This window comes from Wandonia sp. (genome assembly GCF_984588085.1).
This window is the reverse complement of sequence record NZ_CFIGVI010000007.1, coordinates 78,277-98,994: the sequence shown is the minus strand read 5'-3', so window position 1 is coordinate 98,994 and position 20,718 is coordinate 78,277. Positions and strand designations below refer to the sequence as shown.

The window sequence follows — 20,718 nt, the reverse complement described above, 5'->3', positions numbered from 1 at the left end:
AAAAAGACCATCAGGCAAACAGGAGTTTATAGCATTCTTTTTATCTTGCACCGGAATCAAAAAAGAACTGCTTTGAGAGGATTTTTCACCCTTCTTTTTATATTGGTGGTATGTACGACCTTTGGTCAGAATAAAATCGAATTTCCACGAACCGTTATTGGAGGAGTAGAAACCCGTCTTCCGGTAACGACTTCAGACAGTTCGGTTGTCATTGGAGATCAGACCTACCCTGTGGAGACAACAGTAGATGGGAGTTCGTATATTACGTATACGTTTCACCCCGGAAAAAAAGAAGACTTTTCGAAGTTTCAGCATAATCCTGAACCCTCTGTCATTCCCGGTTGGTGGGCTATTATTCCTCCCCTGATTGCAATTGCTCTGGCTTTACTGATCAAGGAAGTAATCATTTCGCTATTTGCCGGGATTTTTATTGGAGCAGCGACACTGGGCTTTTACACAGATGGATTATCTGGTATTTTCAGCGCATTTCTTAAAGTGATTGATCACTATATTTTAAATGCTCTCGCTGACAGCGATCACCTTTCTGTTATCCTCTTTTCCTTGCTTATCGGAGCCTTAGTGGCCGTCATTTCGAAAAACGGAGGAATGAAAGGCGTTGTCAACAGAATTGTAAAATATGCCCGAACCCGAAGATCAGGGATGTTATCTACTTACTTTCTCGGAATTGCTATTTTCTTTGATGATTACGCTAATACACTGGTTGTCGGGAACACAATGCGTTCTGTAACGGACAAATTAAGAATTTCGCGTGAAAAACTGGCTTACATCGTAGACTCAACAGCTGCACCAATAGCCGCAGTAGCTTTTGTAACGACATGGATTGGCGCAGAATTAGGTTATATCACTTCGGGAATTGACAAAATCAATGAGAATGAAGTATTGATAACTGAAGGAGCATACTCCATATTCATGAACTCGCTCACCTACTCCTTCTACCCGATACTAACGCTTATTTTCATGTTTATGCTAATCTGGAAACGAAAAGATTTCGGTCCGATGTATCATGTAGAAAAGGAGGCTATCGAAAACGGAGTACAATCACCAACGAATGAAGCGAACCCGGATGCATTAGATACGGAAGAGTTCGAACCAGCTGACGAAAATAAAATACGTTCTTTTAATGCTGTCATTCCTATCATAGTAGTTGTTCTTGGAACTATTGGCGGACTCATATATACGGGAATGATTTCCTGGCAAACGACCTTTACCGAATCTGGAATACGTTTGGGAGACGGATTCTTTCACGCACTCGAAGTTCACCAGGGTACATCACTTTCATTTGTTCAACGAACCGGATTAATAATCGGCGAAGCGAATTCTTATGAGGCACTACTTTGGTCGTCGCTGGTAGGACTTTCTCTGGCTATTCTTTTGACTACCGCGCAAAAAATAATGAACCTCCGCGATACCATGGACGTGGTTATTTCCGGAATAAAAACCATGATTCCGGCCATTGCTATACTGGTTCTTGCCTGGTCTCTCGCACATGTAACCGCTGACTTACGTACTGCAGATGTAATAAAAGATGCATTTGGAAGTACCTTTGCGCCCTGGCTCGTTCCTGGAATTACATTTGTTCTGTCAGCAGTTATAGCATTCTCCACAGGTTCTTCCTGGTCAACCATGGCACTCGTTTACCCGATTATGATTCCGACTGCTTTTGCCATGGGGCAGGAAGCCGTAGGGTTTGATGGCATGGCACTGCTATATAATACAGTAGCTTCTGTGTTAGCCGGATCAGTTTTAGGGGATCATTGTTCACCAATTTCCGACACAACCATTTTGTCCAGTCTTGCTTCTTCCTGTAATCATATCAACCATGTACGAACCCAAATGCCTTATGCACTTACAGTAGGAGCTGTTGCTTTGTTTGTCGGAATCATTCCCGGCGCACTGGGAGTGCCTTTCTACATTACATTTCCGATAGCCGTACTCATTTTATATGCCATTATTCACTTCTTAGGAAAAAGACACTCAGAATAACTTTTAGACTATCCTCCCGATCTTAACATTTGTAAAGCAGATTGTGATAATCGCCACCTAATTTTGCAAAAAAAGCATCATGATTATCAGACCATTTGAAAAAAGAGATGAAGAGCAAGTACTAACTATCTGGCTGGAAGCATCCATCATTGCACACGACTTTATCCCTGAAGAATACTGGAAGGAAAAAGTAAGTGATATGCGTGATATTTACCTCCCTTCCAGCAAGACTTATATTTACAGCCAGGAGGAAGAAGTTAAAGGGTTTCTTTCGTTAGTCGACAATTATATAGCAGCCTTGTTTGTTTCTCCTAAAGAACAGGGGAAAGGAATTGGGAAAGAGTTAATGCAACATGCAAAAAGCTTATTTTCGATGTTAGAGTTGGGTGTTTACTCAAAAAATGAGAAATCAGTTGCTTTCTATGAAAAACAAGGTTTTCAGGTAATAAAAGAAAGACTGGATGAACCAACAGGTCACAAAGAATTGGTAATGCGATATACAGCCTCATGAATGATTTTCAACCCACTGATCTCCCTCTCTTCCATTTGTTAACAGAGGTAGATTACGAACGGATAAAAACCACGTTAAAAGAAATACAATTACCCAGGGGCAATACGCTCATGAATCAGAAAGAAGGTATTACTAAAGCATATCTGATCAAAAAGGGAATAATCCGCTCTTTTGTAAACAAAGGAGAGAAAGAAATCACATTTGAATTTGCGAGAGAAAAAGATATTGTCAGCTCGGGATATGGATATTACTTCGCACAAAAAGGATATGAAAAGTATCAGTTACTGGAAGATTGCATACTTTATGAAATTGATCTGGATAAGATGAAAAAATTATACGGAGACCATATTTCTATCTGTAACTGGGCTCGTTCTATTACTGAATACAACGCTATCCGTACACAAAAAAGACTTACAGACTTGTTATTTATGACTCCGGAAGAACGTTATACAGACTTATTAGTACACGATAAAGAACTTCTGCAACGTGTCCCGTTGAAAGATATTGCTGGCTTCATAGGAATCTCCCCAATTTCTCTCAGTAGAATACGAGCCAGAATAACACAGGATTCGCTTCAACAGGAATACCAATATGATCCTTATCCCAAGGTGTAGCTACCCTTCGATAAACTCATAATCTTTTACCTCATCAAAGCGTTTATAACAATCCTCCAAAGAGAAATGTGTCAATACCGATTCTACCGAAACTTCGGGGAGAGCTTCCTCTGCCAAACCGTTTTTCACAAAAATAAAATTGAAGCCTAATTCATTGGCTCCAACAAGCCGATACCCCTTCTTACGCGCAAGATTCACCATTGCAACCGGAGAAGCTCCATGATAAACAGGATGTTTTCCCGGATACACATATTCCTTATCGTAAGGAACGACAATATTTCTCATCCCAAACTCAACATGCGTCTCAATCACAACAACCTGAGGTTGTACGACTTCCAGTGCATCCCAGACCCAATAATCATTCCCGTCAATATCGACAGACAGTAATCCGATCTCACCTTCAAGTCCGGCTTTTTCAACTAATTGATTAATATTCTCACGTTGCACTTTTGCACAAACGAATACCGGTTTAGCCCCCCATGGGTGCGGATATTTACCGTAAAAGTGATTTCCTCTTTCTATTGCTTTGGAATTCCCGTCTATAAAAACGCCATGCCAACCGAAATTCAAAGCCAGATTTGCACAATTACTATTGATTCCATCATCTGCCCCGATCTCAATGAATGTTTTCTTTGTCATCCCTATAGCAGCAAAGATATACAGCAGAAGGCCATCTTCCTCGAACTGGGAAAAAGCTCTGAATCCGGTATCTTTTAAGGCTACATACTCGCCTTTGGCTATCGCTGATCTGTGATTCAGATACAGGGTTCGTTGTGCAACCTGCGTTGCTGCATTAAACCGGTTTCTCACCTTCAGGATAGAAAAATGTTTCTTTAGCCAGTGTTTCACGCTGTATTAATTTCGTTCAATATTTTTATAAGAAGCTACAATACCTTTTATGAGACTGCTACTGAATCCGGAATGTTCCATTTCATTCAGCCCCTCAATAGTACAACCTTTTGGTGTAGTTACCAAATCAATCGCCGCCTCAGGATGATAATTATTTTCCATAATTAACCTTGCCGCTCCATAAACGGTATGGTTAACGATTTGATTTGCCGTTTTTGAGTCAAACCCAATCTGTACCCCGCCCTGTACCATGGCCCGCATAAATCGCAAGACAAAGGCAATACCACAAGCCCCCAAAATAGTGGCTGCTTCCATAAGGTTTTCTGGAATATGTACATTTTCTCCCAATACGCTGAATATTCTATCGACAAAAACCTTTTGTTCTTCATTTAGCTCATCCAACGTCAGACAAGTAAGAGAGGCCTGTACCTCTGCCCCGATATTTGGCATAGCACGTGCTACCCTGGGTTTTCCTCCTGAAAAGTCTTTTAATTCGGCTAAGGTCACTCCGGTAGCTACGGATATGATAATGTGATTTTCGGTAAGTACGCCCTGTAAATCTTCGAGTACCTGTTGTATATTATAAGGCTTAACGGCAAGAATCAGTATGTCTGACTGTTTCGCTACTTCTTTATTATCCGAAGAAACAGTAAGTCCTTTATCCGCAAGATCCTGCAATGAAGCACTATTTCTTCGCGTTACAGACAAATCCCCCGGAGCTACTGTCTGATTATCCAGTAATCCGTTTACCAGTGCTCTTCCCAGGTTTCCTGCTCCTATAATTGCAATCTTCTTATTCTCCATTTTTTCTTTAGAAACAGAAAAGCCACCTCTTTCGGTGGCTTTTCAAAAATTATACGATTCATCAGGACTCAAGCTGTAATCCCAAAGCGTTATCATAAATATCTTTTACTTCGTGAATAAATCCGTAATGCTCATCATCCACGACCATCTTACCTTTTGTAACGTGTCCTAGTAATAAATAAGGTACTTTACTCTGAATCATGAATTCAATAAATTCACTTTCCTGATCTTCCGAAACAGAAACGACAACTCTCGACTGAGCTTCCCCGAAAAGGAAGGCATCTTCACGTATTTCAGAATCCGTTACAATATCAAACCCTAAACCTCTTGGCATTGACATTTCCACAAGTGTTACAAACAAACCTCCGTCTGCACAATCGTGTACTGCGTTTACTAATTCTCCCTGAATCAATCCTTTTACAGCCTCCTGAAGTTCGAATTCTTTTTCCAGATCAAAATGAGGAGCCGGAGAAGCTTCAATTTTATGGAAAGAAGCAAGGTATTCGGAAGAAGCAATATCATTTACTGTTTCTCCAAGAATAAAGACCAAATCTCCTTTTGACTTAAAGTCAAGTGTCATAACTTTCGTCTTATCAGGAACAATTCCCAACATTCCGATAGTCGGTGTAGGGAATACCGGAACTTCTTTACCTCCAATAACTGACTGATTGTAGAAAGAAACGTTTCCTCCTGTAACCGGTGTCTCAAACTTCAAACAAGCCTTCGACATACCTTTAATAGCACCAACAAACTGCCAGTACGACTCAGGGTTGTATGGATTTCCAAAGTTCAGACAATTCGTTATTGCACTTGGAATACCTCCAGAACAAACAATATTACGTGCAGCCTCTGATACTGCAATAGCCGTTCCTGTTTCCGGATCTGCATGTACATAGCGGGAATTACAGTCAACTGTCATCGCCAAAGCTTTATCTGTACCTTTCACGTTAACAATTCCGGCATCCGAAGGACGATTGGTTGTCATTGTACGTGTCCCAACCATTGAATCGTACTGTTCGTAGACCCAACGCTTAGATGCGATATTCGGATTACTTAACAAATGCATCGCAACCTGCTTCAAATCTTCCGGTTCCGGTACATCATCAATAGAAAACTTTTTGTATTCTTCGAAGTAAGCAGGTTCTTTATACTCTCTCTGGTATACAGGTGCACCACCACCAAGAACTAATGATTCCGCAGGAACATCTCCTACAAGCTCTTCATTCATGAAATAGCGTACACGATCGGATTCAGTAACCACACCAATCTCCTCAGCATGCAAATCCCACTTATCAAATATGTCTTTAACAATCTGTTCTTTTCCTTTTTGAACCACAACAAGCATACGCTCTTGTGACTCAGATAAAAGAATCTCAAAAGGAAGCATATTTTCCTGACGTGTCGGAACACGATCCAGGTGAATATCCATTCCCACACCTCCTCCGGCACTCATTTCACAGGTAGAGCAGGTTATTCCTGCAGCTCCCATATCCTGCATACCAACAACAGCATCCGTTTCAGCTAACTCCATTGTAGCTTCCAGTAACAGTTTTTCCTGAAAAGGGTCCCCCACCTGTACAGATGGTAAGTCTTCTGCTGATTCTTCAGTAATATCTTTCGATGCAAATGCTGCTCCCGCAATTCCGTCTTTTCCGGTTGCCGAACCAACAATATAAACCGGATTCCCCGGTCCTTTTGCTTTCGCTGAAATCATTTTTCCTGCTTCTACGATACCCGCAGAGAAAGCATTTACCAATGGATTCTGATTGTATGATTTATCGAAGAATACCTCTCCTCCGACAATCGGAATACCAAAAGCATTTCCGTAATCACCAATTCCTTTTACTACACCTTTCACTAACCATTTTGTACGGTCTTCATGAATATCACCAAAACGAAGTGAGTTCAATTGTGCGATCGGACGTGCTCCCATGGTGAAAATATCACGGTTAATTCCCCCGACACCTGTTGCCGCTCCCTGATAGGGTTCAATAGCTGAAGGGTGATTATGAGATTCAATCTTAAAAGCACAACCAAGACCATCCCCTATATCTACAAGCCCGGCATTCTCTTCACCTGCTTTCACCAAAAGGTGAGGTCCGTCTTTAGGCAACTGCTTCAACCAATGGATTGAATTCTTATACGAACAGTGCTCTGACCACATCACAGAGTAAACACTTGTTTCAGTAAAATTCGGAGTTCTCCCCAGAATTTCCTTTATCATTTCAAACTCTTCAGGTCGCAACCCCAGTTCTACTGCTTGTTCAACAGTCGCTAATGCTTGATTTGTTGTGCTTTCCATAATTCTTTTAAATGCGTGACAAAAATAGTAATAATTCTTTAAACCCTTCGTATAAAACACCCCTCCCCCTATAGGTTTTTAACAAGAATTCAACGATCCTCTTATAACTCCCTGATAAACGCTAACAGAAGTCCGATTCAAGGTTATTACGTATATTCGCAGCAAACTTAGTAAACAGGTAATTAACTACCTATGGGATATCTGATACCTTTCGCATATTTCTCGGTTCTGATTCTTCTACTGAAAAACTGGAAATGGATGAAATATCCGCTTCTGAACGGATGGTCTATACCCCTTTTTTTTACTTTTCACACGGTTGCCTCATTATTTCTGTTCCACTCTGATATTGCATATCTTGGTGATTCACCGGTTTTTCTGCAGGAATCAAAAATTCTCGCAAATGTACTTTACACGCATCCGGGAGATTATTTCAGACTACTGACGGGAATTGGAGAAAATCAGGAGATTGTCTATAACTACCTGCTTGAAACCATTCACTGGACACAGCAACCTGACAACGTGTTCAATGATTCAAAAAATCTAATGCGTTTCAACAGTGTCCTGCAGATACTTTCTTTTGGCAATGATTATGCGAATCTGATACTGGTAAACTTTATTTCCATCATCGGACTGAACGGAGCCTATCAGGCATTCCAAACAATCATACGTCAACATTCGCTATTCTTTCAGGGACTCTTCTTTCTACTGCCTTCTTTTATACTCTGGACGTCAGCGATACTAAAAGAACCCTACATGATTTTAGGATTCGGATTGTTTCTTTTCGGATGGTTGGTAAAAGGAGGAGGAGCAAGCCGATGGGGAATACTATTAACCGGAGTGCTCTTCCTGATTGCAATTAAACCATACGTATTACTTTGTCTGATCCCTGCTGTAATCGCAAAATTCATCTATGAGGTCAGTACTAAACGAAAACTTTTCTATGCACTGGGAACCGTTCTACTCATTGCTATTCTCGGATGGGCTGCTACACTTTTACTCCCTCGCAATTTAACCTATATGATTTCGAAAAAACAACATAATTTTCTAAATCTGACGGAGGGAGGAATATGGATTCTTACAGACAGTGGAATGGTCCGGGTTCCCAAAACAGAAGAAGACAAGTTCACTTTTTTCATCGAACACAGCAATCGCTATGGCTACCTGAATGAACCTACAGTTGGAGAAACAAGACGGGACGGAGAAATTCCCAGTGAAGTACAACTGGTTCCTGACTCGACAAAACTGTATATTTTTCACTTGTTAGATCCTAGTGGAAGCAGAATAAATATCACTCCTATCAATCAATCTCACCTCCAACTCATACAAAACATTCCACAGGCTTTATTTAATACGCTTTTACGCCCGCTTCCGAAAGACCCTCCTGATAAAAAGGAGAAATGGTATTTTATTTTCGAGAACATTTTCATCTATGGACTGATTGCATTTGCCCTATTCAAAAATAAAGGAAAAATACAGGAAGAACATAAAAGCTCTGTTCTGGGCTTAACCATTTTCATACTCTCGTTAAGCCTGTTGATTGGCTGGATCACTCCTGTAATAGGAGCTATCATCCGATATAAATTACCTATTGTAATTGCGCTGATTGGAACAGGCTGGTTACTTTTGTATAAAAATCAAGTCACTGAACGATGAAAAAGACAATCTTTATTACAGGTGCAACAGCAGGATTTGGAGAGGCAATTGCCCGTACTTTTTCTGCCAAAGGATGGAACCTCATCCTTACAGGGAGACGAAAAGAACGTCTGGATAGACTGAAAGAAGAGTTATCCGAAAAAGCCGGTGAAATTTATTGCCTGGCTTTTGATGTTCAGAATTATGACGCCTGCCAAAATGCTATTCACTCTTTACCTGAAGAAGTTCTCGAATCTATTGATGTGTTGGTAAATAATGCCGGACTTGCCGCAGGAAGATCTTCTATCGATCAGGGCGATTTGAATGACTGGGATACAATGATAGACACAAACATAAAAGGAGTACTCTACATATCTAAATTAATCATTCCATTTCTGAAGAAAAAAGAAAGTGGTCATATCATTAATCTCGGATCAATTGCCGGAAAAGAAGTCTATCCATCAGGGAACGTCTATTGTGCAACCAAACACGCAGTGGACGCTCTCTCAAGGTCTATGCGAATAGACTTACTTCCATTCAACATCAAAGTAACCAACATAGCTCCCGGAGCAGCAGAAACAGAATTTTCTATCGTACGTTTTAAGGGCGATGAAAAACAAGCTAAAGAAGTATACAATGGCTTCACCCCTCTTTTCGCACAGGACATTGCCGACACAGTAGAATTTGTTGTAAGCCGACCTGCTCATGTCACCATCAATGACCTATTGATTATGCCAACAGCACAAGCCAATGCTACACAATTTCACAAAGAAATCTAATTATTATGAAATTACTGTTCCCTTTTCTTTTGAGTATTCTTTTCCTTGTTTCTTCTTGCTTTAAAGGAGAAAAGGCCGACCTTATTGTTCACAATGCTCAAATCTACAGCCTCAACCTGCACGGAGATGTCTTTGAAGCGATGGCTATCAAAAATGGGAAAATCATCGAACTAGGACCGGAACGTGAAATACTGAACAAATACAGAGGTACCACTTTAAATGCAGAAAAAAGAGAAATCTATCCCGGTTTTTATGATGCACACGCGCATCTTTTCGGACTCGCTCAGAAAAAATTAAACTGTGACCTGACCGGAAGTCATTCACCTTCCGAAATTATCAGTCGACTGGAACGATTTGAAGCACAGAACGGTTCCGATTTCATTATCGGAAAAGGATGGGATCAGTCCTTGTGGAGTAATAAGGAATTACCGGACAACAGTAAACTTAATGAAATTTTCCCTGACAAACCTGTTGTACTTTTTCGAATAGACGGACATGCTGTACTGGCAAACAACACAGCTCTTCAGAAAGCAGGAATAGTAAGTGCTAAAACAGTAGAAGGCGGAGAAATTCTCACCAATGAAGAAGGACTGTTAACCGGTATGCTACTTGACAATGCTATTGACTTAATTCACCCGATTTTACCGGAGTTATCAACAGAAAAACTAAAAGAAGCCATACTGGAATCGCAGGAGGAATTACTTCAGTACGGAATCACCAACATCCACGAAGCCGGTATCAGTCTGAACGATCTTGAACTCCTTCAAGAATTGGAAGAAGAAGGGAAATTAAAAATTTCCATCTACGCCATGTTATTTCCAAATGAAAGAGAAATGGAGTTTGCGAAAACAACAGGTGTCTTGAAAACAGATCACCTGCATGTACGGTCTTTTAAAATTATCGGCGACGGAGCACTTGGTTCTCGGGGAGCCTGTCTTACCCACCCCTATTCTGACGCACCACATACACACGGGTTCCTCGTGCAATCAATCCGGGAAATAAAAACCATTGCCGAACAGGCGAAAGAAATTGGTTACCAACTGAACGTTCATTGCATCGGGGATTCCACCAACAGAAGTGTTTTGAAAACAATGAACGAAGTGATTGGCGACAGCAAAGACCTGAGATGGAGAATAGAACACGCTCAAATTGTTCAACCGGAGGACATTCCTTTATTCAAAAAAGGCGGTATCATTCCCTCTGTACAACCCACTCATGCCGTATCAGACATGCGATTTGTAAGAGATCGAATTGGAGAGAAACGCGAAAAATGGTCGTATGCTTACCGGTCTTTACTTTCTGTAAATGGAATACTGGCATTAGGAACCGATTTTCCCGTGGAAGACGTTAATCCCTTCGCCACAATTGAAGCTTCTGTAAACCGAAAAAACATGGCAGGAGAACCGCTGGACGGATACCTGAAAGACGAAAGTCTTACACTGGAACAAACCCTAAGAGGAATGACTATCTGGGCAGCAATGGCTGCTTTTGAAGATAACGAACAAGGCTCTTTAGAACCTTACAAGGACGCTACTTTCACAATATTACACAATCCCATTAGTGAAGCGGTTTCCTTTGGGAACAACTACGCCAAAGAAGTATTTATCAAAGGGACATCCGTTTATCGATTTGACTAAAACGATTGCATCTTCATGACAATCTCTCTTGCCTCGACAGCTTCTTTTACGTCGTGTACGCGAAGAATATCCGCTCCTTTTAACAAAGCAATTGTATTCACTACAGTTGTTCCGTTTAAAGCGTGATCGGCACTCGTCCGGAGCAGTTTATGAATCATCGTTTTCCTGCTCACTCCGACAAACAAAGGCCTGTTCAATTTTTTGAGTAGCTCCAATCCGTTCAGCAATTCATAATTCTGCTCCAAAGTCTTGCTAAATCCAAACCCGGGATCTATGATCACATCTGTTAGTCCTTCTTGTCTCAACTGCTCCATTTTCATTTGCAATTCACGAAACACCTCCGCAGTAACGCTTCCATACTCGGCATTTTTCATAATATCTGTTGGAGTACCACGCATGTGCATCAAAACATAAGGAACCTTCTCTTTCACACAAAGCCCGATCAGTCTTTCTTCTACTCCGAAGGAGACATCATTGATAATAGAAACTCCCTCATCCAAAACAGCCCTGCCAACTGCATACCGGAAAGTGTCCACACTCAGCACAATTTCAGAGAACCGTTTGTTCAATTCTCTGACAACCGGAACCAGCCTGTCAATTTCAGTCTTTTCATCCACTTCCCCGGCTCCGGGACGCGTCGAAAATCCTCCCAGATCAATTATATCTGCACCTTCTTGCAACATCTTTTCAACCGACTGAACAACAGCATCAATAGTCTGCTTCCTACTTCCCTCAAAAAAAGAATCCGGGGTCAGGTTTACAACCCCCATAATTTTAGGTTTGTCGAATGTTATAATATTACCTCTGCAATTAATACTCCTCATTATCTGAAAATGTTTATCTTCACCTTTGAAAAACGGAAATTACAAAAATGCACAATACTACTGAGCAATATACCCGCGTGATTGAGAAATCCAGGGAAATTTTTGCCAAAAAGACAAAGGACTACGGTACAGCATGGCGAATTCTCAGAACCAGTTCTCTCACAGATCAGATTTTCATTAAAGCACAACGGATTCGTACGATTCAGGAAACAGGTACTAATAAAGTAGGTGAATCTATTGAAGATGAATTCATCGCAATTGTCAATTATTGTGTAATGGCATTAATTCAGGTCGATAAAGGCAATGAATTGTCGATTGACCTTACCGCAATGGAAGCGCTTGAACTCTATGATCACTACATTGATGCGGCTATGCAGTTGATGGAAAAGAAAAATCATGATTACGGTGAAGCATGGCGGGATATGCGTATTTCCTCTCTAACAGACATGATTTTAATGAAAATCCTTCGTGTAAAGCAAATTGAGGACAATAGTGGTAAAACCATAATTTCCGAAGGAATCGACGCAAATTACTATGACATGTTGAATTATGCCGTTTTTGCATTAATTCACATCGGAGAACAAAAGAATGACTAAAAAACGATACGTATGAGACTACGACCCAATAAATCTGCAAAATTGCTTATTGAAGGGCGTTCCCTTCCTGTTAACATTGGCCTTATTTTACTCAATATACTCGGGCTTGTATTTCTCGCCATGGGCTATCACCCTGCTCATGAAAGTACCCAATGGTTAATCCCCACAGGATACATTGTATTCATCGGTTCATTTGCCGGACTTTTTGCGCTGAAAGGTCTGTACCTCCTGTCCTATGTTGCCCGGGCTTTTGTAGGAGGATTGTTTATTGTTTCAGGCCTTGTAAAAGCCAATGATCCGAAAGGTTTTGCCTATAAACTGGAGGAGTATTTTGAAGACGGTGCATTAGCATATCGTGTTAGAGATTTATTGGGATGGGATAGCTTTACTCTGGAAGGATTCATTGAGTACGCGCTTATTCTCTCTGTGATTATTTGTGTAATCGAAATTGTTCTGGGTATTATGGTTATTCTGGGAGCACGCATTAAGCTCGCTGCCTGGTTACTTCTGGGAATGATGTTGTTTTTCACAGCACTAACCTGGCATACCAAAGAATGTAACCCGGCAGATACATTTACGAAAAAAATGGAGTTTGCAGTTGACTCTCCTCAGGCAATAGACTATATAGCTAAAGCAGAAACACGCGAAGACCTTACCATCCTCTCTAATAAAAACGGGAAAGTGGTAGTTGCCGAAACAAGAACAGTTCAATGTGTAACTGATTGCGGGTGTTTTGGTGATGCTCTAAAAGGTTCGGTAGGTCGTTCACTGACACCGCAGGAGTCTTTCTGGAAAGATATAGTGGTTGGCTATTTCGTCCTTATCATTTTTATCATGCAATTCTCTTTACTTAAAAACACGAAAAGAGATAATATTGTACTTAGTGTTACTGCAATGGCAGTTGTCATATTCTTCTCCTGGGTATTCGGTTGGTATTTCCCTATCCTATTTGCATTCATCACACTACTAGGTTCAATGTGGATCAGAAGAAGTGGTGGCAAATACCTGGGTAATGATTGGGGAGCGATTCTTTTTTCTACTGTTATTACGGTGATTCTTGTCATTTACGTATTGCTGTATCTGCCTTTAAAAGACTACAGACCTTATGCTGTCGGTAGTAATCTTATCGAAAAAATGAATGATGGTATTGATGGTATTGTAGAAAACACTTTTGAGTATAAAAATGTAACAACAGGAGAAATCAAAAAAATGACCAATGAGGAGTACATGACCTCTAAAATATGGGAAGATCAGAATTGGGCATTTGATTCTATGACCGACAATGTAATTGTAGAACCATTACTACCTTCCATTACGGAACAATTTGGTCCCACTCTTGACGTTTCCCAGCTTTCCGAATACGACAAACAATTACCTGTCATTTCAGAATTACTTAAAGACAGTTACATAAATGCGGTTGTCATGACAAGCGATGTTTATGGTATTTCAGATACAATACCTGAAACAGAGTTCTTTGCCGAGGAATACGACTCTACGTTTGTTCAATCTTCAGCAGTTGTAATTGACCCGGAACTTGATGAGGTAAAAGTAATTGATCTGATTCTCAACGCTCCTTCAATTTTTATTTTATCTGTTGAAGATATTAAGAATGCCGATTGGAGTTCTTTGGACGAGATCAAGAAAATTGCTGAAAAAGCAAAAGAAAACAACATTCCTTTCATTATGATTTGCGGTTCGGTAAAATCAGAGATTGATGAATTCCGAAAAACAAACGCATTTGATGTGGCAGCATTTACAAACGACCGCATCGAATTAAAAGCGGTTTGTCGTTCAAATCCGGGATTATTACTGATTCAAAACGCTGTTGTTAAAGCCAAATACCCACACAGAGGACTTCCGTCATTTGAAACAATTAAGAAAAACTACTTGAAGTAATTATGAGAAAAAAAACAGTAGCCGGAAACTGGAAAATGAACCTGAACAAAGACGAAGCTGTTCGTCTGTTCGGAGAAATTGAATTGCGTAGTGAAGATGTTCAGGATGAAGTAAACCTGATGGTCTTTCCCGGACATATTTATTTGGACGCACTTTTGACTGCCCGTAGTTACAGTTCCCGTATTCTTATTGGAGCTCAAAACTTCCATCCGGCAGAGAAAGGTGCTTATACAGGTGAAAGTTCTGTCGCGCAATTAAAACAACTTGGCGTCGATGCTGTTTTGATAGGACACTCTGAAAGAAGAGAGTATTTTGGTGAAACCCACGCTTTTCTGAAAGAGAAAGTAAATGCAGCTATTTCTCATGATCTTATTCCTGTATTCTGCTGTGGAGAACCTTTGGAGATCAGAGAAAAAGGAAAACAGGAAGAATATGTCCAGCAACAGCTGGAAGAAAGTTTGTTTCATTTATCTGTAACGGATTTTGCAAAAGTCGTTATAGCTTATGAGCCGATATGGGCTATTGGAACAGGAAAAACGGCGACAAAAGAACAGGCGGAAGATATGCACAGTTTTATTCGCTCGTTAGTTCAGCTGAAGTATCGTCAGGATACTTCCGATAGAACGACTATTCTTTATGGCGGAAGTTGTAATCCATCAAATGCCGAAGAGCTATTTTCGATGCCCAATGTTGATGGCGGATTAATTGGCGGTGCTTCTCTTAAAGCAGAGGACTTTCTTCAAATTGCCCGTAAACGATAAACAGACAAATGAATTATATTGAATTCGACATCCGGTTGACCCCAAAAACTCCCTGGTCAGAAATTATTGTAGCCGAGTTAGCAGAACTGGGATGTGACAGTTTTGTGGATACCGAGTATGGCGTTAAAGCATATGCTCCGGAAGATCAAATTCATGTAGAAGAGGTCCGGCAATTAGCTGTTTTTCAAAATGAAGTTGAAGAAGTCAGGGCAGAACTCCTGATCAACACAATTGAAGAACAAAACTGGAACGCAGCCTGGGAATCGGATTTTGAACCGGTTTTTGTGGAAGAACAACTGGCCATCCTCGCTCCTTTTCATGATGTATCACTGGAAAAAAAACTTACGGTATATATCGAACCTAAAATGTCATTCGGTACCGGCCATCATCAAACAACCTGGATGATGTGTAAAGCTTTGATGGACATGGAATCGGTTCCTGCTGAAATACTCGACATGGGGTCAGGGACCGGTGTTTTAGCTATAGTAGCTGAAAAACTGGGAGGAAAAAAAATTCTCGCTATTGACATTGAAGACTGGGCATACGAAAATGCTATTGACAATTGCTCACGAAATAATTGTCATGAGATAACGCCTCTGAAAGGAGATATTGATCTGATTGACGGAAAACGCTTTAACCTCATCCTTGCCAACATCAATAAAAATGTACTAACTGCTCATATGCAGCACTATGCCGAAAGCCTGAACGAAGGTGGAAAGCTTTTTCTCAGCGGATTCTTTGTTTCTGACGCTGAAGATTTAAAGCAATGTGCTACAGAAAACGGGCTTACATATAAAGGGATGCTCTCCAGAGATAATTGGGCATGTCTTGAATTTATAAAATAAGTTGGTCGGATATCCATTTCTGACGGACAATTGAATTATAAAAAAATTGCAGGTTATGAAAAAAATTAGCATTTTATTCTTACTCCTTTCTTTAACCACCTCACAGTTATTCGGTCAGTCTTTTTCGAACAATCGTGAAAAGTTTGTCAAGGAACTCGCTAAATTTTTAGCTACTCATGACCCGCAGCTTTCCCGTGATTTTATGAAGGATTTTGAACCGATGATTCTCGGCGGAGAATTATCCGATAATTACTTCAGCCAAATGGTTACTACTTGTAACACGATGGAAACAAAACGGTTCAAAGCCTATCCCGAATTTTATAATTATACATTTTCTATTTACTCCTTTGTAAAGACCGGACAGCCCGCTGCCAGTTACAAAGCCTGGCACGAATCCGTTGATAAAATGCTCGATAGTCGAAATGTATCCCGTTTTAAAGATTTTATCGGAGCATCGGCCAATTTCTTTTCCAATGGAGTCCTGAACGAAACCCGCAATTATCAATGGAAAATCAGAGGTGGTAGCTATACGTTTATCTATGAAAAAGATGGACCTGAAATCCATTTTACAGACGCCACTCTTGCTTGTTATATTATCAATAATGACAACAGAACGAATGACAAGGTTCCTTTTAAAGACAGTGCTGTTATTTATCAGACAACCGGTGCTTACGAAGTGTTGAAAGAAAGATGGAATGGTACAGGAGGAAAAGTAACCTGGGAAAAAGTAGGCCTGTCTCCAGAGGAAACCTACGCAACACTCACCGGGTATCGAATCTCATTAAAAACCACCAATTATAACTGTGATACAGTAACATTAAAAACACCTTATTTTTCTCAGCCAATCCAGGGAACACTGTCGGAACGAACCATGAATTTTGCACGGGAAATAGACAAAGTTTACCCGCAATTTAACTCGTTTGAGAAAAGATTGAAAATAAAAAACATTATGCCTGAAGTAGACTACGAAGGTGGGTTTGCTCTCAAAGGATCTTCGTTTGTTGGTGTAGGTACACAATCCGAAAAAGCATCCATGATTTTCTACCGGAATGGTTCCCCATTTTTAAAAACCAGTAGTCAGGAAGTCTATATTGATGATAAATCAATGATCGCCAATAATGCGTCCATAAAAATCCAGACAGGTCTTAAAGACAGTGTTTTTCATCCGGGAGTAAATGTTACCTTTTTCAGAGATCGGGACGCTGTGGAAATGAACCGGGGGAAAACAGGTATTTCCATGGCTCCATTCATCATGAGTTATCATAAACTGGAAGCGTATGTTGACCGTATTATCTGGGAGAGAAAAGGTACTGATCTTATCTTTAAATGGAGTGAAGGGATCTCCCAGGAACAACGTATTTCGCGTTACGAATCACTCGCTTATTACAACGGCGAGCTTTACGATAAATTACAGGGGAATATAGCCGCACACCCACTGGTCTCTTTAAATCGCTATACGTACAAGTACGATGAATATATTCTGCCGGAAGGAAAAGCAGCCTCTGCACTTGGTAAAACAATTGAACAAGTGAAACCGCTTTTGCTTGAACTTGCCAATTACGGCTTCCTTTCGTATGACATTGATGGAGGAATTGTTACCGTACTTCCCAAAACGGAACAATTTGTAAAAGCGAAAGCCTCAAAAATTGATTATGACAATATTATTTTTGTTTCAGATATGCGCCCAAAAAGTCTGGACGGTTACAGCAGCGAAGAGATTGAGCGGGATCCGTTCCTGAAACAAATGAAGGAGAAATATGAAGAGGAAAATTACGCCCGTAAACTGATGCAGGAATTCGGACGTTTGAATTTGGGAACTCTGGATTTGACTTTACAGGCAATAAACCGGGTCAATATCTCCGATCTTCAAAACACACAGGTATTCCCGGAAGATGATAAGGTGACCATCAAAGAAAACCGTAATTTTCTTTTCAAAGGTTGGGTAAATGCCGGAAGATGGGAAGTGCATCTTAACGACGGCGCATTTGACTATACAAATAACAAAATCAACATTTTTGAATCGGACATGGCGTATATGCGTGTGCGTCCTCTTCAGAAAACTGATGGAAACAGACCTATCCGTACTTTTTCCAGTATAACGGGAATAAAAGGAGAAATTCTTGTTGACAATCCCGAAAACCGCTCCGGAATGAAAACCGAAGAATTTACCGACTATCCGAAACTTGTTTCCAAAGCACCGTCTAAGGTATTCTACAATGATCGAAAAATCCACCGGGGAGCTTATGACAGCTTACGCTTTTACTTCACGCTGGATCCTTTTGAGTTCGATTCATTGGACAATTTTGTCGAAAAAGCAGCCCGGTTTAAAGGAGAAATGACATCCGGAGGTATTTTTCCGAAATTCCGTGAAGACCTAAAAATAATGCCCGACTACTCACTGGGCTTTGTTCAGCAGGTACCGGAAAAAGGATATGACTTTTATGGTACGGGATCCCGCTATAAAAATAAAATTGTACTTAGTAATAATGGATTACAGGGGAGTGGGGAAATTGAATATGTTACGTCCCTATCTGTCTCTAAAGCATTCACCTTCATGCCTGACTCTACCATCGGATATGCCCTTTTCACTAATAAAGGTCAGGAAACAGGCGTACAGACACCAGACATTTCAGGAGAAGATGTCCTGATAACCTATGTTCCAAAAGGAAACGTATTAAAGGCACGAACGACTCAAAAACCTATGCTTTTCTTTGAAAAAGAAGCTAATTTCAACGGGATCGCTTATGTTCGTCCTTCCGGTGTAAAAGGTCGGGGAGCATTTGACTTTAAATCCGCAAATCTCAACTCAACCAACTTCTCATTCAAACGTTGGGATATAGATGCTGATACATCCGCTTTCAAACTTTCAGATCAGGAGGAAGGACTTCACCCGGATGATGCGCTTGCATTTAAAACCGATAACGTACAATGTCATGTCAGTTTTAAAGACAGGAAAGGAGAATTTAAGTCCAATGCCGGCGAATCGAAAGTAGAATTCCCTATCAACCAGTATGTCTGCCACATGGATATGTTCAACTGGTTTATGGATAGTGATGAAATGGAATTGTACAAAGAGAAAGATTCGCGAATCGATATTAATACCGATCTTGACTTAGCCGGATCGAACTTCTTCTCTACTCACAAAGATCAGGATTCTCTCAACTTCCTCGCTCCCAAAGCCCGTTTTGAGATGAAGTCAAAAACTATTTTCTGTGAAAAAGTGAATCATATTGACATCGCAGATGCACGTATCTTCCCGGATAGTATGAAGGTTATTATCCGGAAAAAGGCAAAATTGGATGATTTTGAGAACTCACGCATTGTAGCGAATTATATTACTAAATATCATCAGATCGTAAATGCAACGACTTCTATCACCGCACGTCGTGCCTATACAGCGAAAGGAGATTATCCGTACTATGATATTGACAGTAACCTCTTCCTGATTCCAATCAGTAAAGTATACTTGGACACTTCTTATCAAACCATTGCAGAAGGAAAAATAGCAGAAACAGCAGAGTTCAAACTAAGTCCTGAATTTTATTTCTACGGAAATGTACGCATGAATGCTGCTGATCCGGAAATGTTATTTGAAGGAGCTACAAAAATTGAGCACAACTGCGATGCTTTTGCGAAAAACTGGATGAGCTTCAAAGCACGTCTGAATCCGAAGAATATTCAAATCCCGGTTACCGAGGACATGAAGTCTCTTGAAGGCGAATCACTCTCAGCCGGAATTGTCTGGCATTTCTCTCAGGATTTGGACAGTACGGAGCTCTACCCTACTTTCCTCTCTTCCCTTAAAAATAAAGAGGATAAGAAAGTCCTGACAGCAACAGGTTTGTTGCAGTATAACAGAGACAGTAAAGAATTCCAGATTGCTTCACCTGAAAAATTATTAAATATCGGGGAAATCGGAAACTATGTTTCCCTGCATACGGAAACTTGCTCTATGAACGGAGATGGAAATGTAGACCTCGGACTGGACTATTCGGAAGTAAAGGTTGATGCTGTCGGAACAATGAACTACAATCAACAAAAAGGAGAAACGACAGCCAATCTTACGATCCGTATCAGTATGGATGTAGATAAAAGTATTTTTGAAAAGACAGCAGAGTCTATTCTCGCTATGCCGGAACTCAAACCAATGAATTTTGATTTGTCTACTCTGGAGTCAGCTGCTGCTAACTGGGCAGATGTAAAAACAGCCGATAAATTGAAGTCCGATTATACACTAAAAGGAGAGGTTAAAAAGATGCCTTCCGAACTTGAATCTACATTCATTATCTCGGGAGTTAAACTTAAATCCATTTCAAGAGATCAGGAGTTCAGAGGGCTCGTATCTTCTCAAAACGAAGCCGCTTTAGTTAGTATTTACGGAGAACCTGTTATGAAAGCAATGCCAGTACAGGCTGCCTTCTATAAAACTCCTACCGGAGATCGCTTTGGTTTAAATATTGAAGTTCCCGGAGGAAAACTATATTATTACAATTACGAAGTGCGTAAGAAAGAAGGTAAACTATTGATTTACTCTTCTGACAAAGAGTTTGAAGAACAAATTACAACGATCAAACCGGAAAAACGTAAGTCAAAGAACTTTGAATACGATGTTACCGGAAATCCTACGTACCAAAGTTCATTTAAACGATTAATGGAATAATAAC

At 40.4% G+C, this 20,718-nt stretch carries 15 protein-coding genes; 11 read left to right on the top strand and 4 right to left on the bottom strand.

What is annotated here, in order from left to right; genetic code table 11:
* Positions 1-72: 72 nt before the first annotated feature.
* The 3 genes from AC4PL9_RS04615 to AC4PL9_RS04605 all read left to right on the top strand — a co-directional run bounded on the left by AC4PL9_RS04615 (position 73) and on the right by AC4PL9_RS04605 (position 3,129).
* A complete protein-coding gene (locus AC4PL9_RS04615) occupies positions 73-2,004 on the top strand; it encodes a Na+/H+ antiporter NhaC family protein (RefSeq protein WP_491603602.1) in 1,932 nt (643 codons plus the stop codon).
* Between the two features lie 79 nt (positions 2,005-2,083).
* On the top strand, positions 2,084-2,515 hold the full coding sequence (locus tag AC4PL9_RS04610; RefSeq protein WP_491603601.1) for an N-acetyltransferase: 432 nt from the start codon (positions 2,084-2,086) through the stop codon (positions 2,513-2,515).
* Positions 2,512-3,129, top strand: a complete 618-nt coding sequence (locus AC4PL9_RS04605; protein ID WP_491603600.1) for a Crp/Fnr family transcriptional regulator — start codon at positions 2,512-2,514, stop codon at positions 3,127-3,129. The genes AC4PL9_RS04610 and AC4PL9_RS04605 overlap by 4 nt, the downstream gene beginning before the upstream one ends.
* Here AC4PL9_RS04605 and AC4PL9_RS04600 read toward each other — a convergent pair whose 3' ends face one another.
* The 3 genes from AC4PL9_RS04600 to purL form a co-directional block, all read right to left on the bottom strand.
* Positions 3,130-3,978 carry a hypothetical protein gene (locus AC4PL9_RS04600; protein WP_491603599.1) on the bottom strand — a complete coding sequence of 283 codons (849 nt, stop codon included), beginning with the start codon at positions 3,976-3,978 and terminating at the stop codon, positions 3,130-3,132.
* Positions 3,979-3,984: 6 nt separating this feature from the next.
* Entirely contained in the window at positions 3,985-4,782 is a 798-nt protein-coding gene (proC, locus tag AC4PL9_RS04595) for a pyrroline-5-carboxylate reductase (RefSeq protein WP_491603598.1), read from the bottom strand.
* Between the two features lie 61 nt (positions 4,783-4,843).
* Complete coding sequence (gene purL / locus AC4PL9_RS04590) at positions 4,844-7,084, bottom strand: phosphoribosylformylglycinamidine synthase subunit PurL (RefSeq protein WP_491603597.1); 2,241 nt, start codon at positions 7,082-7,084, stop codon at positions 4,844-4,846.
* Positions 7,085-7,276: 192 nt separating this feature from the next.
* On the opposite strand from purL, the gene AC4PL9_RS04585 reads away from it, so the two are divergent.
* Genes AC4PL9_RS04585 through AC4PL9_RS04575 form a run of 3 tightly spaced genes read left to right on the top strand, consistent with a single transcriptional unit; the run spans position 7,277 to position 11,132 of the window.
* Positions 7,277-8,737, top strand: a complete 1,461-nt coding sequence (locus tag AC4PL9_RS04585) for a hypothetical protein (RefSeq protein WP_491603596.1) — start codon at positions 7,277-7,279, stop codon at positions 8,735-8,737.
* Positions 8,734-9,495 (top strand): SDR family NAD(P)-dependent oxidoreductase, encoded by a 762-nt coding sequence (locus AC4PL9_RS04580; RefSeq protein ID WP_491603595.1) that lies wholly within the window; start codon positions 8,734-8,736, stop codon positions 9,493-9,495. The genes AC4PL9_RS04585 and AC4PL9_RS04580 overlap by 4 nt, the downstream gene beginning before the upstream one ends.
* Before the next feature lie 5 nt (positions 9,496-9,500).
* Positions 9,501-11,132 (top strand): amidohydrolase, encoded by a 1,632-nt coding sequence (locus AC4PL9_RS04575; RefSeq protein ID WP_491603594.1) that lies wholly within the window; start codon positions 9,501-9,503, stop codon positions 11,130-11,132.
* On the opposite strand, the gene folP is transcribed toward AC4PL9_RS04575, so the two are convergent.
* Positions 11,129-11,956 carry a dihydropteroate synthase gene (gene folP, locus AC4PL9_RS04570; protein WP_491603593.1) on the bottom strand — a complete coding sequence of 276 codons (828 nt, stop codon included), beginning with the start codon at positions 11,954-11,956 and terminating at the stop codon, positions 11,129-11,131. The genes AC4PL9_RS04575 and folP overlap by 4 nt on opposite strands.
* A 47-nt stretch (positions 11,957-12,003) precedes the next feature.
* Here folP and AC4PL9_RS04565 point away from each other — a divergent pair, with 47 nt between their 5' ends.
* From AC4PL9_RS04565 to AC4PL9_RS04545, 5 genes are read left to right on the top strand one after another with little or no spacing between them, the layout of a single operon-like run.
* Entirely contained in the window at positions 12,004-12,552 is a 549-nt protein-coding gene (locus AC4PL9_RS04565; protein ID WP_343786215.1) for a DUF1599 domain-containing protein, read from the top strand.
* 12 nt (positions 12,553-12,564) lie between these two features.
* Positions 12,565-14,448, top strand: coding sequence for a DoxX family protein (locus AC4PL9_RS04560; protein WP_491603592.1), 1,884 nt, complete (start codon positions 12,565-12,567; stop codon positions 14,446-14,448).
* A gap of 2 nt (positions 14,449-14,450) precedes the next feature.
* Complete coding sequence (gene tpiA / locus AC4PL9_RS04555) at positions 14,451-15,209, top strand: triose-phosphate isomerase (protein WP_491603591.1); 759 nt, start codon at positions 14,451-14,453, stop codon at positions 15,207-15,209.
* Positions 15,210-15,217: 8 nt separating this feature from the next.
* The gene (prmA, locus tag AC4PL9_RS04550) at positions 15,218-16,054 is read left to right on the top strand and encodes a 50S ribosomal protein L11 methyltransferase (RefSeq protein ID WP_491603590.1); all 837 of its coding nucleotides are present in this window, start codon (positions 15,218-15,220) and stop codon (positions 16,052-16,054) included.
* 55 nt (positions 16,055-16,109) lie between these two features.
* Positions 16,110-20,714: a hypothetical protein gene (locus AC4PL9_RS04545; protein ID WP_491603589.1), complete on the top strand. Its 4,605-nt coding sequence runs from the start codon at positions 16,110-16,112 to the stop codon at positions 20,712-20,714.
* The last annotated feature ends 4 nt before the right edge of the window (positions 20,715-20,718 follow it).